Consider the following 16,584-nt stretch of genomic DNA (forward strand, 5'->3'; position numbering starts at 1 on the left):
ATAGCAGACCATCATTCAGATAGTCTGCTATTTTTTTGTCTTAAATCAAGCAATTGCAATGTTCAATCATGGCATTGATGCTTTTTATTTATAAGTAACCCAAATTATAGCGAATGTAAGTTTTACATTCACTATACTCATTTTTATATAAGTTAACATTATCTTAATTATAGGGTCTTATTAACAATATAAACTACACCAGTACATTAAGCCTATAATGATGAATATATTTTTAATGAACAACATGATTGATTATGTTTTTGAGGTAAATCACGGTTATTTTCTGCGGATAAGCATATTTAAAAATGGTAAATAGCTTGCTGAAGAAGGTAATTTATTTAACACATACAATTGACTGAATAGGATGATTCATGAAAAACAACTTACTCAAGGCAGCTGCATTTGGTAGCGTATTAGCTATGACTGCAACGGCTAGCCATGCTGCTGGTGATCAAGATAAATATCAATTATCTAGTCATATTTTAGATATTAGTACGGGCAAACCAGCACCAAACGTCAATGTAAAACTGATGATGCAAGAGAAAACTGGTAGCTGGAAATTGCTTAATGCGCAAAAGACTGATAATAATGGTCGTATCGGCAACTTCTTACCGAATCAAGACGGTGTTGAGCATGACGGTACTTATAAGTTGATTTTTGAGACGACTCCTTATTTCCGAAATCAAGGTCTAGAGTCTTTCTATCCATATGTTGAAGTCAATTTCAATATCGAAGGCGATAATCATTACCATGTGCCAATCACTTTATCTCCATACGGCTATAGCACTTACCGCGGTAGCTAAGCCATATTACGTACTAAGTAAGTCATAAGTTAGTACTAATAAAGCAGAAAAGGACGCCCCAATCAAATATTTGATTGGGGCGTCCTTTTTGCTTTTATCCATCTTAAACTTGTTCAGCGTTAGCTTTATTGGCTTCCTCTGCTTGGCGACGTGCTTCAATTTTAGCGGCTTTGCGTTTCTCAATCACATCAATCACATCGCTACCAATATGCGCTTCGCCACGTTTCTTTGCTAACTGCATTTGATGCTCACGTTCGCGAAATCTGGCTTTTTGCTCATCCGTTGCTTTATCAATACAATGCGGGCAAGACTCGCCTTTGATATAAGCAAGGCTTTGCATGTCATCGACAGTAATGGGCATACGGCAGGCGAAGCATTGCTCATAGTTTCCTTTTTCTAAGTTATGATTGACCGACACGCGGTTATCAAAAACGAAGCAATCGCCTTGCCACATAGAGTCGCTGGCTGGAATTTCTTCTAGATATTTTAAGATGCCGCCCTCTAAGTGATACACCTCTTCAAAGCCTTGCTCACGCATATAAGCAGTAGACTTCTCACAGCGTATACCACCAGTACAGAACATCGCGACTTTTTTATGTTTGGCTGGATCCATCTCTTTTGCGACGTATTCTGGGAACTCGCGGAACGTTTCGGTATTTGGATTGACGGCATTTTGGAACGTACCGATTTTAACTTCATAATCATTACGGGTGTCGATAAGAATGACGTCAGGGTCTGAGATTAACGCATTCCATTCGCTTGGTTTTACATAGCGTCCAACTGATTGCAATGGGTCGATATTTTCAACGCCCATGGTAACGATTTCTTTTTTGAGCTTCACTTTGGTACGATAAAAAGGCTGAGCATCGGTATAAGATTCTTTAAAGGTAAAGCTGCCAATCGCTTCGATACTGCGCAGATACTCAAGGACGTTATCAATACCTTGGCGTGTGCCAGAAATCGTACCATTAATGCCTTCATTAGCAATCAATAACGTGCCTTTGACATCATTATCGAGCATATTATTTAAAATTGGCTCGCGGTATTGCTCAAAGTCAGCAAAACGCGTGAACTTATATAGAGCGGCAACGACGATGTTATTGGTGACGCTATCGTAGGCTGGGGCTAATTTGTTGTCGGTGACAGTGCTGTTCTGGATATTGCTATCTGTATTGTGATCTTGAATGGTACTCATATTTTTCTCCTGCTGGCTAGGTCGCAAACCTAGTGCGTTGGGTTTAAGGTGCTTTTTAAAATTAACGGTTGAAATTAATTGGTAATGCTATAACAATAGCGCGATTGTGGAATTGGCTAATGCGCGCGTAGTGTAGCAAATTTTAGGGAAGTTTTGAATACTTTAATAGCGAATGGTATCGCTAAAGCAATGCCGACTCACTAAAGAAATCTTATCTGAGTGATTATCAATTTTAGGCATTTATCCGATGAGTAGAGCTTGCTATAGTAGACGTTTGCTCATCGTTTGGTTCTATTTATTTTATTATTAAGGCGCTCGTATGTCTTTGTTTCAATCTATCGTCATCGAAAAGTATGTCCGCGAACTTGATAGCACTCAGCTAGAGACGGCTTGGCAGACTTATAGCCATTGTTTTCTAGACCTATCAAAGCAGGACAACATCCGCCTAAGTAAAGAAAAAGATTATCAAGAGAGTTGTTTGTTGGGTTTCAGTAAAGTATTAATAAATTAGTACTCTACTGAAGTGTGTGTATAATTGATGCTTCAAATTTACTAGAAATACCATGTAGGAAACTATGGACAATAAAAGTGAACAAGAACTATTGGATATAATAGCCAAATATTTTCAAGAAAAGATATTCGACAATCATAGAATAAATGTGATCAAAACACATTCAAAGCTAAAGTCGTATAAGATAAATCCAATTCTTGTTAAGTATTTATCTAAGATTTTAGAAGATGATTTCACACCTCTTGGTATAGCTAAAGCCTTATATTATCCACGGGTTTTAGGAACTTCAATAAACACATCTTTCGGGACTCGTATTCAGAATATGTTTGTGGAATTAGATTTAGCCCAAGGTTCATTAATAAAAGGCATGGATATTGAGTTTGAAGATAAAGTTGATGGTCGGAAGAAATGGTGTCAATTAAAATCAGGACCAAATACCATAAATTCAGAGGATGTCAATCCACTTCTAGCTAAATTTACAACAGTAACAAATCTAGCTAGAACCAATGCCATAAATCTAAATAACTCAGATTTGATACTAGGTGTTTTATACGGCGATGAAAGCCAACTAAGCCAACACTATAAGGAAATTGATAAGCAGTTTCCTGTTGTTATTGGCAATGAGTTTTGGCATAGACTGACAGGGTACTCTGGATTTTACGAAAAGCTGGTTGGGAAATTGGATAATATGATTCTTAATATGTACTCACATGATTTCTTTAAACAAGGCTATATAGCATTGGCAAAAGAAATTGAAGAATCCTCACTGTTTGATTTCTCATAATAAGCATTTAAAAATTTCACTAAAGAGTATCCGACTTCCTTACCTAGATTGCAAGGGACGGCATTACCAATTTGTTTATATTGTTGAGAGGTTGAACCAATAAATTTCCAATCATCGGGGAAGGTTTGGATGCGTGCGTACTCTCTCACTGTAAACGGACGAGTTTCATCAGGATGACAACGTTCAGTTTGTTTCTGAGCAGGGCTACAAGTCAGAGTAAGGCTAGGCTCATCCCATCCTATCCGTCTAGCCATTCCAGTTTTACCGCCACCTAAATAAAAGCTTTTACCCATATATTCCTTTTGAATATCAAGAGGTAAATCCCGCCAATAGCCTTTAGGTGGTACTAAGTCAATAACTTCTTTTTTATGTATGGGGTATTTTGCACCATCTGATTTCGGAACGTCTGTTTGATATAGCATCCCTTTTTTTAGAGCATCTCTCAAATTATAAACTCTATTTGATGGTTTGGGGTATTGATAATTTATATCAATGTCTTTACGTATACCAATAATAAATAAGCGTTCTCGCTTTTGAGGTACATTATAGTGAATAGCTTTTAATACCTGCACTGGAACAACTCGATATCCAATTTCATCAAGAACGGAAATCATACCTTCCAAAGTTTTACCCTTTTCATGCGACATTAAACCTCTGACATTTTCCCCAACACAAATCAATGGTCGAACCTCATTAACTGCTCGTGCAAAATCATAAAATAATGTACCACGTGTATCTTCAAGCCCAAGCTTTCTACCTGCATAGCTAAAAGCCTGACAAGGAAAACCACCTGTCACGATATCGACTTGGCCTTTGTATTCTGAAAAGTCGAACGACTTAATATCACCTTCTAGTACGTTCCAGTTAGGACGGTTGTGTCGTAACGTTTGACAAGCCCATTTATCTATTTCATTGAGTGCTACACATTGAATGCCAGACTGCTCAAGTCCTAAGGCGAGTCCACCACCACCTGCAAACAATTCAAGAACAGTATATTTTTTATGAGGTTTGACAAAGTTAATTATTGGATCGGTTAACAAAGTAGGCTGTAAAATAGCGTTGATATCCTTTTTTCTATAAACTCGATAATTACTTATGGGTTCGCGAAAGGCAGTTAACTTACCTTTATTATCCCATCTACGTAGAGTTTGTTTGCATTTTCCAAGAATAATGGAAGCTTCGGCAATAGTATAAAATTTTCTCATTGAAACATTATACATGGTTATACAATGGTTACATAATATCTAATGCATTAAATTATCTTTTTACTCTCTAGTGCTTTCATGCTATTTCCAAAAATTAGAGTAATGTGAGAAACTTGAGCACACACTACATATATTATGTTTAGCAATTTTGACTAAGCTAATTTTACTTTTTGGGCTTGGGGCTATACGATTATCTACTCATTGAGAATATAAGCCTTTAAATTCATGATTAGTCTACGTCAAAGAATGTATGGGTAATTCTCTATAAAAAAAAGTAAAATGTGAGCGAAACAGACAACAAAAAATCCAGCTCAAAGGCTGGATTTTTATTTTTAAAATAAAACTGTATGTTGCTAGATTTACTTACTCTGGAACCAAGTATCGGCTTTGCTACGAGCGCTAGCGATGTCTGAGCTTGATAAGTTCAATGCCAACTGGCCAATTTTACCGCGTGCTTTGTTACGGACTTTTTCATCAAGCATACCATCACGGGCAGCCAAATCGTACCATTTATAAGCATCGACTAGATTTTTTTGCTTTTCATCGAGCAATGCAAGGGTATAGCTGGCACGGTTATCGCCACGCATAGCGGCTTTTTCTAACCAAACTTTCGCTTGTTGCAAGTTAGGCTGCACACCTTCACCGCGCAAGTACATGATGGCAAGATTCAACTGAGCAGGGGCAACGCCTTGCTGAGCCGCTTTGGTATACCACTGAATAGCCTGTTGGGTATTCTTTGCAATGCCTTCGCCTTTCTGTAAGCGCTTGGCTAAATAAAACTGAGCGTGATCGTTACCTTGGGCAGCGCGGTTAGACAGTTCACTAACTGGCATTAGCTCAAAACGTGACGTATCAAGTGGCACGTTTGATATTAACTCAGCGTTTGCTAGACCTGCACAAGAAAATAAGGCAGTAAACAACGCAGCTTTTAATAATTTCATAGCAGCTCCAAAATTAGGCAGTTAATAAGCAAAAAAAGTTGCACCGCTAAAAGGGTTTAGACGGCGATAACAATTAGGTGAAATCTTGCGATACCAACTTACCCAATCATTAGCAATATAATTAATCGATGTGGTGTGGCAAATTCCTTTAATCGAACCGATAAACGGTCAGAATCAGGATGCGATTGACACTATTTTGCTAGCTTAACACCCAAACTTACGAAACTCAAATACTAATTACATGATTTAATGGGTATTCATACCTCGTTGTCCTCAATAAAATCATAGAGTTACTTAAGCGTAAGAATAAATTAATAAGTCATTAAGGTTAAAATTTGTATTTATGAGCCGTGTTACCGCTTTCAACCAATGCTAGGGCGTGTCTTCAATTCAATCGATTATCTTCTAAATGGGCAAAAATGGTTAAATTTTGCCAAACATCGTCAAATAGCTTAGCAATATCTCGATATTATTTGCGCTACTATCCTTATTTGACAGCAATTTATCTCATTTTTATCACCATTATTTAAAATAAAGATACGCCCTAAGTAGACAAACCTATTATTCGGGTTTTTGTTTGGTGACACGATAGATAGCGACGTCTGCCAATAAGTTGGGTGCTTGGCGTATCAATGCTTTCATAAGTGGCGTATGACCTTTTTCAGAATCGCTGACGGCAAAGCGGTTGACGATATGAATATCATGCTGTGCACAAAGCTGCTCAAAATCTTTAAACGTACACAGATGAATGTTTGGGGTGTTATACCACTCATAAGGCAATGCCTCTGAAACGGGCATCATACCTTTAAGCCCTAAATGAATGCGGTTTTGCCAATGGGCAAAATTGGGGAAGGTGATAACGGCTTCGCGAGCAACACGTAGCATGTCAAGTAAGAGCACATCAGGCGATTTCACCGCTTGCAGCGCCCGTGCCATGACGACGGTGTCGAAACTGTTATCAGCGAAACGTGCCAGACCATCATTCAGATCTTGCTCGATGATAGATAAGCCTTTGGCGATACCATCATTGATTTTTTCTTCGTCAATCTCAAGTCCGTAGCCAGTGACGCCGCGATTTTGTTGTAAATGCGCGAGTAGCTCACCATTGCCGCAGCCCAAGTCCAGTACATGCGAGTGCGGCGCAATCCAGCGCTCAGCCAATTGATGATCCATTCTCATGAGCGTACTCCTGATTTTTGCTGGCTGCTTTGATTTGTGCTTTGTGCTGGTTGTTTTGATTTGCTGTCGGTGATAAATGGCGCAGTCAAAAATCCTCGGACGGCACCCATATAACGGGGAATATCAAATAAGAAAGAATCATGACCATGCGGCGCATCGACATTGATATAGTTGACGGGTTTGCCAGTCGCCATTAGTGCATCGACAATCTCTTGTGAGCGCTCCGGTGCAAAGCGCCAATCCGTGGTAAATGAGACCACTAGGTATTGGCATTGCGTATGGGCAAAGGCGGCTTTGAGCGCAGACAGCTCTTGCTGACGATGCTGTTCACTCTCATCTATCGTTGCCACCGTATCTTCTAACGCAGGTTGCGTGCTTTGTTTACTAGATTCGACTGATGTGGTGATCGAGTCCTTAAGCTGTGCTGCTGATTCTGTCGAATCTGTTGCCATGGCTGATGGATATTCACGTGTTGGATCAAAATAATCTAAGGCTTTTGTCATGAGCAAATAAGTATTGGCATCGAAGTTTTCGCTAAAGCGCTCGCCTTGATAGCGTAAATAGCTCTCCACTTGGAACTCAACATCGTAGCCATACATAAATTTGCCAGACTTTAAATCACGACCAAATTTCGCCTTCATCGCGTCATCGGTTAAGTAAGTGATATGCCCAACCATCCGAGCCAATATTAGTCCGCGACGAGGGTAGGTGCCTGCTTGCAAATAGCGACCATCTTTAAAGTCAGGGTCAGACAATATAGACTGACGAGCAACCTCATTAAAGGCAATGTTTTGTGCTGAGAGCTTTGGCGTGCTGGCAATGACCACGCAGCGTTTTAATCGATTTGGATAATCAACTGACCATTGCAGCGCCTGCATACCACCCATTGAGCCACCAACAATGGCATGCCAAACGTCAATACCGAGGCGATCTGAGAGCATCGCTTGGGTTTTTACCCAGTCCTTAATAGTGACGAGCGGAAAGTCAGGACCATAAACTTGCGGTTCACTGGCTGGATTGTTTTTGTTTAAACTGTCTTTGTCTAAACTGTCTTTGTTTACATTATTCTGGTCTGAATCGATACTGTCAGGATTAATGGTCGTTGGACCGGTAGAGCCGAAACAGCTGCCGATGTTGTTGACACATACGACATAAAAACGATTGGTATCGATGGCTTTATTAGGGCCAATCATATTGTCCCACCAGCCAGCCTTTTTATCATCAGCACTATGAAAACCTGCCGCGTGATGACTGCCGGATAGGGCGTGGCAAATGAGTACCGCGTTTGATTTATCACTATTTAGCGTGCCATAAGTTTCGATGATTAAATCAAACGATGGCAAAGTACGATTACATTCTAACGTCAACGGCTCAGCGAAATGAAAAATCTGAGGCGTGATAATGCCGACTGAACCTACTGAGTCCATGGGATTAACTAAGCTCGCCGAATGAAGCGTATCTGTTGGGGACTGGTCACTGGTATTATTAGGGCGTGCGTTCAAAGCTACCTCGCAAGACAACAATCATCAATAAAATAAAAAGGGCAAACTGTCGATAGGCAGTGTTGCCAATACTGCTTTGCCGACACTGTTTTCTAAATGTTTTTCTTACAATGTGCTTGCCTATTGTATGGTGATGCGCGTAGGAGTACAACCGTCGAGCGAGTCTTTTGAGCATAGTCTTTTAAGCACAGTTTTTAGGGACGATGGGTGGTAGGCAGAGAAGGGTTGGGGTGAATCAATGATTGATGACTATCAATAAATAGCAACTAAGTATCAAATTGTATAAGGGTGCTTTTACCATGCGTTATTAATGGATAAAATGCTACACTAATAAAGCATTTAATCAATCATGACTTAATAATCTTTTATCGCATATTCTTCTTTAATTAACCTAATAATAAAATAGTGCTGCTATGAAACCTGAACTGCCTCCCCGTATTGCCGTCCTATTAGTGAACTTAGGTACGCCAGATGAGCCAACAGCGCCTGCCGTACGTCGTTACTTAAAACAGTTTTTGTCTGACCCCCGTGTCATCGAGATTCCGAAATTCTTGTGGGCGATTATTCTCAATTTATTTGTATTGCCAAGCCGCCCTAAACGTGTGGCAAAAGCCTATGCCAGTATTTGGGAAGGCGACTCACCGATTCGTAAGATACTAAAGAGCCAAGTGGAGCTATTGGAACCACGGCTTGCAAATAGTGCCGCGCCATTTCGGGTTTCTGTCCATCCGGCGATGAGCTATGGCAATCCTGGTTTGCCTGATGTGATGGATACCTTGCGCGGTGAAGGCGTTGATCACTTTGTTATCTTGCCATTATTTCCACAGTATTCTGCTTCCTCTGGTGGTGCTGTTTATGATGCACTGACTAAATGGACGCTCAAGCAGCGCAATTTGCCGAACTATACTATTGTCAAAGATTACTTTGCGCATCCGCTGTACATTCAAGCATTGGCTGATTCGATTCGCCGATTTCAAGCAGAGCATGGCAAGCCTGACAAGCTGATGTTTAGCTTCCATGGTATCCCACAGCCTTATGCTGATAAAGGTGATCCCTATCCTAAGCGTTGTAAATGTACCGCTGCACAAGTGGCTCAGGCGCTTGGTCTAAAGGATGACGAATGGATTATCAGTTTTCAGTCACGCTTTGGCAAGCAAGAATGGGTCAAGCCCTATACCGACGTGGTATTAGAAGAGTGGGGCAAGTCAGGTGTGCGCTCGGTACAAGTCATTAGTCCGGCTTTTTCTGCTGATTGTCTGGAAACGCTAGAAGAGCTGGCCATCGAAAATCGTGAAAACTTTCTCCACGCGGGTGGACAAGAATATCACTATATTCCCGCATTGAACTTGGATGAGGCGCACATTGATTTGCTCGAAGCGCTTAGTGCGCCATTGGTCAAAGGCTGGGCGGGAACGCTAGATGGTTGGGCTTGATTAATTGAATTTGTAAGTTATAAAAAAATACCGGACATCATGTTCGGTATTTTTTTGACTAAATGATTTTAATTTATAGTCAGCGAAAAGTAATATCGATACATCAGCAATACCGTCGCGTTTTTAGAATATTTTGACTATATTAAATTTAATGAAATAAAGTTGGGATTTTTTTCATCAATATGTAAAACTAAGGCAAAATTTTTACTTTATCCTTGAGGATTAAGATGTCCATCTCTAGCAGTTCGCCCCAACCCATATCTCTACAGAAGCCCAATAGCCTGCCACCAGATTTGCCTCCCACTGACCACTATGGTCAGCCTTTACCGCAGTTATTGGCAGAGCCTCGTACTTGTCAAGCAGGATGGGGCGTTAGTTGGCTGACGAAGGCTTACCTATTATTCAAAGACCAGCCATTATTATGGATAGGAATAGGCGTGGTCTATTTCGTTATATTAATGCTGGGTAGTATCATCCCGTTTGTTAGCTTCTTTTTCTCTTTTATTACTTTCGTCTTTATCGGTGGCATTATTATGGGGGCTCACGCGCAAGCGACAGGTCGGGAGCTTAGGTTTGATTATCTGTTTGCCGCCTTTAGTACCCATTTTGTACCGTTAGTCATTTTGTTTATGCTGTATCTGCTGGCTATATTTGCAGTCATTGTCCCTTTAGGTATTGTTTCTGCACTATTTGTTGGGCTAATGGGTGGTTTTGCTAATATAGCAAATGCTGATGGGTCTGTTAGTGGTCTGGTTATTATACTATTGCTGATTTTTCTGGTGGCGATGCTAGCGATGATTCCTATTATTATGGCCATTTGGTTTTCACCAGTGTTGGTGGTGTTACATAATATAAAACCGACCACAGCGATGAAAATGAGCCTAAGAGGCTGCATGAAAAATATCGCCCCATTTACTATATTTGGTCTGATTGGCCCGATAATAATGTTACTTGCGGTCATATTTACGTTGGGACTGGGTTTGTTGGTGCTACTCCCTATAGGGGTGATCACTTATTACACCAGTTACCGAGACGTTTGGACAGATCAGCCATTGTCAGCGATATAGTTGGTTGCTTAACAGACCCTGATATCAGAAATAATGTAAGCACAATAACAAAGCACGCCCGTTATATCGAGCGTGCTTTTTTATTGTGCCAAAGCTTTTTTATCATGAAAGAGCGTGGTTAAAAATCGTCATCATTGCTACGTTCCGCCGCGTCTCTATCAGCGATATCGATAATATCTGGATAATCGCTGTCATCCAAATTATCGTCCACTAATACTTCATCGATTCGCGATTCGTCTATATTTTGATGATGCATGGGTGTCAGCCCTTGAATCGCATCACTGCCGGCTTGCGAGTTGTCGAATCCTGCGCTATTGTCAATCACATCATCATTATCAATGGTATGCAACATAGGGTCAGCCAAATCAATTTCTTGGCTGTTATTATTGACGTCCGTATCACCTTCAATGTGATCCATGGCTTCTGGTAATGGGCTTTTTGAATGGTCCATCATGGTTTCCTTATTATCGATAGTTATTATTAATAGATATGACTGATTTTATTTATTAAGATTTATTTATTAAAAACATTGTGACGCGTTATGATGTTTGCCGATAGTAGTAAGGTGTCACAGGATGTTAAAAAAATGTAAGACAGTTAAATGTAAGACAGTTAAATGTAAGACAAGCACAGGATAGACATAAAAATAGGAAATATACGATGGTATCAAGTAGTAGGTTGTTCGTCACAATATCCTTAATCAGTGCCACAATAGGTTTGACGGCTTGTGAAGGTGTACCTTTTTCTGGTAGCAGCGCCCATAGCAGCTTGGATAATGCTGATTTAAAACAGCCGTTAATTATCGATGCCAAACTGCCAAAAGCCACGACAGCCATAGACTGCGCACAATTAACGCCGAAGCAAATAGTTAAGGTAAAAGGTCACAGCATACTCAGTGCAAGCTGTGATTTAACAGCCAAGTCGATACGCTTTGAGTTGAATGATTCGCACAGCTCTCTCGACTGTCAGGGCGCACTACTCAGTACTCGCGCTGATGATGCGTCAACGGCCAGCGCAATTATGATTAAGCCCAAAACAGATAGCGCTATCGAAGATATTACCGTTGCCAATTGTCATGTGGATGGCTATGGTCATGCGCTACATATTCGCCAATATAGCCAGCCCAACCAGCGTTATGCGCGCGGCTTGATAGACCCTGCTGCCAATCGTGCGCTTGCACCAAGCGATATTCGTGTGATTAATGTGAGTAGTCAAAACAGTATCAATAGTGGCATGTTCGTCGGTGATCATGTGCATGGCGTGAGCTTTGATAAAGTACGTATTCAAAATGCAGGCACCGTTGGGTTATATCTGGAATTTGGCAGTCGTGATAATGTGATTAAAAATTCAGTGTTTGTCGGTAATGGTTTCCGTACCTTTAAGCCCAATCGTGAGGCCATTGCCGTGGATTCGTCGAGCAATAACCGTATCGAAAACAATCAATTTATCCATAATGGGGCAGGCAGTATATTGCTGTATCGCAATTGCTTTGAGCATGCCGATGACAGTACGCGGGGCAATCATTTTAAGCGTACCGAGTCGAGCCGTGACAATATGATTCGTGGCAATACTTTTAACGACGAGCCAGTCGGGGTTTGGTTGGCGTCAAGACAGTCGCGTAATCTAAAAGGTTTTGAATGCGGTGCTTATTTACTGAAACAAACGTCATTTGCTAGCTATCATTTAGACAGTGCGAAAGCCAATCAAATTATCGATAATCGATTTGAGCAAGTCGAGCAGGGCATTATCGTAGAGGATGATGGCACGCTAATAGCTGGTAATCAATTCGCTGCTGATGTGAATTTACCGATTAGCGTTGGTTCTGAGATTCGAGAAGAAAGTGCGGCAGGGGCAATAAAAAATACCGTTATTAAAAACAATATTTTCATTGATAAGACTGCTGAGCAAGCCATAAAAATTCGTGAGGCAAGCAAAACGGCCACTCATATTGAGCAGCCGTAAATGTGGTTTTATATTAAATAAGCGTTACCGGTTAATAACAGTATAACGAATAGGTGATGTTGCTATTAAGCACCAACCTTGGTATTGACCCAGCGGATTACAGAATCTGGCGTGACTTGCGAGACTGCTTGAAAGAGTTTTGCTGGCATGCCCACAGAGTAATGCGTACTTTTGAGTTTACGATTGGGGCTGGTCGTCAATTTACACAATGTTTTGGCGACATCGTTGACCGTTAGATGGATGCCCAAGCGATCCATACTGGTCACTTCGATATCGGCAGTCATGTCAGATTTGACCCACAGCGGCATCACATCGATAACCTTGATACCCAATTTTTCGTACTCAATATTAAGGCCTTCTGTGAGACCTCGCACAAAAAACTTACTGGCCGCATAAGTCGCAACTTCGGGTTGACCATAGATAGCAGAAGCAGAGGACACATTGATAATTTTGCCGTCTTTGCTATCAGCCAGATAAGGCGCCAGTTTATGACAGCCAATCAAAACACCTTTACAGTTGACGTCAATTAAAGCCAATTGCTCATCCAAGTTGGTCGTTGGCAATGCGCCACTGACCAGCACCCCAGCATTATTAATGAGTGCATCAATACCACCGAAATGTTCAATCATTTTCTTGATAGCATGGTCCCACGAGGCAGGCTGGGTGACATCCAGTTGACCTATAATAATACGTTGTTGTTTGACGGCTTTCTTAAAAGATTTGTCTTTAATGGCGCTTTCAAGTGTCGCAGTATTGGTCGCAAATAACCCAATATGATGACCTTTTTCCGCCAGTTTTTTGGCGGTGGCCAAGCCGATACCACGTGATGCGCCTGTAATCAATATATTCATAATAAGAGACTTAATCGTTATTAATCATGAGTAAATCGAGGTCGTATATTAGGATGCTTATCCCTCGGACTTATTATTATAGTCATTCCACTATAATAATATTACTGCGTTAGCCTCGCTTGAAGTATTAAATATACATCTACACTCGGTTGCCTTGTACTATTTTTAAATTGAACCGACTATAGTATAACAAATTCGTCTAAATGTATTTTGCTAGAGAGTATAACTATTGATGTAGAGCGCATGGTAATTAATATAACGAGTAGTTATCACTGTTAGCAGAGACACTCTGCGTTAGTGTGAAGCCGTTTGACAATGCAGCTCGCTCGTCTCTTCTGCTTGACAGTCGTACTCGTCTAAGTTTAAGCACCACAAATAAATCAAGGCAATGCCATAAATAGCAGTCTCTGATAGCTCTTCTGTAATGACACCAAAAGCTTCGGGAATCATAATGGCGTTTTCGCCCATATATTCTAATAATGCCAAGGAAGCGACGCTAAAATACAAAGAAACGGGTACTTTTTTTAATATTGCCCAAAGATAACGCCATGAATAAGCCAATAAACCAACGATCAGCACATAAACGATGGTCAGGACGAGGTCTTCCCACCAGTCATAAGAATGGCTGAACAACACAAAGTCAGTGGGAACCAATAAGTCTGGTAGATAATTTAACTCACGACGTATCACAGCAAAGAATACTAGCACCGCTGCCAACCAAAAAGCTCGAATCTGTTTCAATGTATTTGTGGCAGAGCTCTGTAGTAAATACTGCACGCAACGTAGCAGACAGGCGAATAAAATAATAATGCCAGGGATTTCGATGATACCATCTGAACTCAAAATAAAAACCTCCTGATTTTTTAAAATAAAAAAAGTGAGCACAAAGGCTCACTTTAGAACGAAATTAATTTAATTACAGGTAACGCAATAAGCCGCTATTATAACGCCAATGTCAGCGCTATAACGTTATTTAATATAACTAATGAGTCATATGTCATTGTTAACAAAAGCAAACAAATGCTCTTTGTTGTGCGCATTGCTATTGGCTATGTATACCCATGAGGATATAACCAATTCAATAGATGGCAGGGTTAAAATAACGCTTCCATCCGCAATAATGCCGACGGATAGTGGTCCTTATTTGCTGTTTTATCATTATAATAATTTAGCTCTGTTTGTACATAAAGCCACTCTCGCCAGACAGGTTGGCGGTAGCTTATAGCAGGGCCATAGCTGTTTAATGTTGATTTATCACGATCAAAGTAACCGCCAGTAGAGACACCATAAGCCAACTGTTTTTCATTGCCCAAGTAGTGTACTTGTCTGAGGTCGTTGCTCCAGTCTGTGCTTTCTTCATTGTCTCGATTGCGATAACGGATGGCGGTGCGATTATTGATGAACCGGTCAGCATTTGTGCCATATTGTAGATTTAGCCCGCCTTTTGCATAGTGCTCACTATCGAGTCCATAACGATAGTAACTATCACTAGTGACAGTCCATTTTTTGTTGTCATACCAGTCTTTATCGACGCTCATTTTTACGTATAAGTCATCGAGCGAGCGAACCCCGACATCGATATCTGTTTTGACCCCTAACTGCTGCTCAACTTCATGACTAAAACGTGACCAACGAAGGGCGATAGAACCATTGTCTTCTCGCGTTTTTCTCCTGTTGAGGAGTCCGTCTTGGTTACTAGTATTTGCTTGGTAAGTATCGCCCGTCACATTCTGTTTTAAGAAAGTATCTTCATCCAAATCCTCATCACCGATAATCAGGCTCAATCTTTTTTCTAACACTGGCAATCGTAAGCGGCCGCGAATCCTAGGTTCAACGCTCACGTCACTGCCTGATTGTGGATCGTTGACCCAGCGGGTATCTAGTACAACTCGTAAACTGGCTTTGGCGGGTTTTTTGGGATCCGGTTCGCCGAACCAACCGTCCATTTTGTGTGCCCATTCATGCAGCTGCTCTTGGACATCTTCACGGCGTTCGTCCGTCCAATTTTGTGCTCCTTGTACTGATGGAGCAGACTGCTCGGTAGATGTTTCGGTAGGTTGAGGTAGATAGCCAAATTGATTGAGGTTTTCATCTCGATTAGAGTTAGCATCATGAGATAACGAAGCCGTGTCAGATTTTAGCGGTTCGACTTTCGGTTCTGTGGTGGGCGTAGTATCCGCCCATACCTGCGTGCATAAACTTAAGCTGGCAAGTGTGTAAAGGGTAATGGTGTTGAGATTTGCTGGTTTAATCATGGAGAGCTTCAATTACTTTGGGTAGCTAAAAAGGACAAACAAAAGTATTATGCCATAGGTCGTTAGGCACATACATATAGAGGCGCTATTATATGAAAGTTTTAATCATTGTAAGCTTGTTTCTGATGGTCTTGCCTTCAGCACATGCTGAAATATCTCTTGATGCTAGGCAAGCTGTTGAAAAAATTATGAGTGTTTATTACAGTTCAAGCTATGATAAGTTGCGTGGTTGTACCTTATATGATGACGGCTCAGAAACCTATTGCCTCGCTCCTAAGCATTATGAATTTAAAAACATCGAGGGAGTAGATACTTTATATGTATTGGTTTCTGGTGATACGGTGGAAGATGGTGCACGAGTGACACCAGGACTTGGCGGTTTATTTATACTTTATAAATTAGGCAATTCTTGGGTCGTCTCTGCAAGCAGTCCTTATATAAAAAATGGCGGAGCGGGTAGAAGTCAGCTGATAGATTTTGATTTAAGAGAAGTGGGTGCTGATAGGTACGGTTGGGTAGGTAAGTTTTGTGGCTCCGGTGCAGGTGGTCAAACCAATTGTTCTTGGAGTATGTACGCTGCTATGACAAGTGGTAAAGTCGAAGAAGTGGCAAGATTGGATTTAGATTATTCGTATGAGCTTATGAGTAAACCGTCATATGGTGAAGCTGAAAGTGATGTTAGTATCAATACAGGTGGGGTTATGACTCAAGGCTTTTATCCCTTAAAAGTCACTGTCAATTACGAACACGGTCTTTATGATAACAACTACGAGCCAATACCCTCTAGTCTGGATAAAGGTACAGATAGCTTTATTGTAGAGTTCAACGAGCAGACACAGATGTTTAACTTGCCAGATGATAAAAGTTAAGATGAAAAATTCTTATTATCTTTAGCG

General features: G+C 40.8%; 16 protein-coding genes. 7 read left to right on the forward strand and 9 right to left on the reverse strand.

The annotated features are described in order from the left end of the window. Positions 1-371: 371 nt before the first annotated feature. Complete coding sequence (gene uraH, locus ACP69U_RS03295) at positions 372-803, forward strand: hydroxyisourate hydrolase (protein WP_201539760.1); 432 nt, start codon at positions 372-374, stop codon at positions 801-803. 103 nt (positions 804-906) lie between these two features. On the opposite strand, the gene ACP69U_RS03300 is transcribed toward uraH, so the two are convergent. Next, positions 907-1,998 carry a rhodanese-related sulfurtransferase gene (locus tag ACP69U_RS03300; protein WP_426137804.1) on the reverse strand — a complete coding sequence of 364 codons (1,092 nt, stop codon included), beginning with the start codon at positions 1,996-1,998 and terminating at the stop codon, positions 907-909. A 319-nt stretch (positions 1,999-2,317) separates the two neighbouring features. Between ACP69U_RS03300 and ACP69U_RS03305 the strand changes: the two genes are divergently transcribed. Together ACP69U_RS03305 and ACP69U_RS03310 are read left to right on the forward strand one after the other, a co-directional pair. Beyond that, positions 2,318-2,509: a hypothetical protein gene (locus ACP69U_RS03305; RefSeq protein WP_193007888.1), complete on the forward strand. Its 192-nt coding sequence runs from the start codon at positions 2,318-2,320 to the stop codon at positions 2,507-2,509. Positions 2,510-2,573: 64 nt separating this feature from the next. Continuing rightward, positions 2,574-3,293, forward strand: a complete 720-nt coding sequence (locus ACP69U_RS03310) for a PmeII family type II restriction endonuclease (protein WP_045453744.1) — start codon at positions 2,574-2,576, stop codon at positions 3,291-3,293. Here ACP69U_RS03310 and dcm read toward each other — a convergent pair. The 4 genes from dcm to metX form a co-directional block, all read right to left on the reverse strand. Then, complete coding sequence (dcm, locus tag ACP69U_RS03315; protein WP_426137805.1) at positions 3,239-4,513, reverse strand: DNA (cytosine-5-)-methyltransferase; 1,275 nt, start codon at positions 4,511-4,513, stop codon at positions 3,239-3,241. The genes ACP69U_RS03310 and dcm overlap by 55 nt on opposite strands. 344 nt (positions 4,514-4,857) lie before the next feature. Then, a complete protein-coding gene (locus tag ACP69U_RS03320) occupies positions 4,858-5,439 on the reverse strand; it encodes a tetratricopeptide repeat protein (RefSeq protein ID WP_045443681.1) in 582 nt (193 codons plus the stop codon). A gap of 561 nt (positions 5,440-6,000) precedes the next feature. Continuing rightward, entirely contained in the window at positions 6,001-6,618 is a 618-nt protein-coding gene (metW, locus tag ACP69U_RS03325; protein WP_045443684.1) for a methionine biosynthesis protein MetW, read from the reverse strand. After that, complete coding sequence (metX, locus tag ACP69U_RS03330; protein ID WP_426137855.1) at positions 6,615-8,045, reverse strand: homoserine O-acetyltransferase MetX; 1,431 nt, start codon at positions 8,043-8,045, stop codon at positions 6,615-6,617. The genes metW and metX overlap by 4 nt, the downstream gene beginning before the upstream one ends. Positions 8,046-8,533: 488 nt before the next feature. On the opposite strand from metX, the gene hemH reads away from it, so the two are divergent. Together hemH and ACP69U_RS03340 are read left to right on the forward strand one after the other, a co-directional pair. Continuing rightward, positions 8,534-9,553 (forward strand): ferrochelatase, encoded by a 1,020-nt coding sequence (hemH, locus tag ACP69U_RS03335; protein WP_314885924.1) that lies wholly within the window; start codon positions 8,534-8,536, stop codon positions 9,551-9,553. A gap of 227 nt (positions 9,554-9,780) precedes the next feature. After that, the gene (locus tag ACP69U_RS03340; RefSeq protein WP_314885925.1) at positions 9,781-10,620 is read left to right on the forward strand and encodes a BPSS1780 family membrane protein; all 840 of its coding nucleotides are present in this window, start codon (positions 9,781-9,783) and stop codon (positions 10,618-10,620) included. 118 nt (positions 10,621-10,738) lie between these two features. Here ACP69U_RS03340 and ACP69U_RS03345 read toward each other — a convergent pair whose 3' ends face one another. Beyond that, entirely contained in the window at positions 10,739-11,071 is a 333-nt protein-coding gene (locus ACP69U_RS03345; RefSeq protein ID WP_426137806.1) for a hypothetical protein, read from the reverse strand. 209 nt (positions 11,072-11,280) lie between these two features. Here ACP69U_RS03345 and ACP69U_RS03350 point away from each other — a divergent pair, with 209 nt between their 5' ends. Beyond that, complete coding sequence (locus ACP69U_RS03350) at positions 11,281-12,582, forward strand: right-handed parallel beta-helix repeat-containing protein (protein ID WP_426137807.1); 1,302 nt, start codon at positions 11,281-11,283, stop codon at positions 12,580-12,582. A gap of 65 nt (positions 12,583-12,647) precedes the next feature. Here ACP69U_RS03350 and ACP69U_RS03355 read toward each other — a convergent pair whose 3' ends face one another. From ACP69U_RS03355 to ACP69U_RS03365, 3 genes are all read right to left on the reverse strand, one after another. Then, a complete protein-coding gene (locus ACP69U_RS03355) occupies positions 12,648-13,433 on the reverse strand; it encodes an SDR family NAD(P)-dependent oxidoreductase (RefSeq protein ID WP_426137808.1) in 786 nt (261 codons plus the stop codon). 294 nt (positions 13,434-13,727) lie between these two features. Continuing rightward, complete coding sequence (locus tag ACP69U_RS03360; RefSeq protein ID WP_426137809.1) at positions 13,728-14,276, reverse strand: hypothetical protein; 549 nt, start codon at positions 14,274-14,276, stop codon at positions 13,728-13,730. 251 nt (positions 14,277-14,527) lie between these two features. Further along, entirely contained in the window at positions 14,528-15,688 is a 1,161-nt protein-coding gene (locus ACP69U_RS03365; protein WP_426137810.1) for a hypothetical protein, read from the reverse strand. A gap of 92 nt (positions 15,689-15,780) precedes the next feature. Between ACP69U_RS03365 and ACP69U_RS03370 the strand changes: the two genes are divergently transcribed. Continuing rightward, positions 15,781-16,557: a hypothetical protein gene (locus ACP69U_RS03370; RefSeq protein WP_372861999.1), complete on the forward strand. Its 777-nt coding sequence runs from the start codon at positions 15,781-15,783 to the stop codon at positions 16,555-16,557. Positions 16,558-16,584: the final 27 nt, after the last annotated feature.

This window comes from Psychrobacter sp. TWR1-1-1, from assembly GCF_049895865.1.
GTDB classification, from domain to species: Bacteria; Pseudomonadota; Gammaproteobacteria; order Pseudomonadales; family Moraxellaceae; genus Psychrobacter; species Psychrobacter immobilis_A.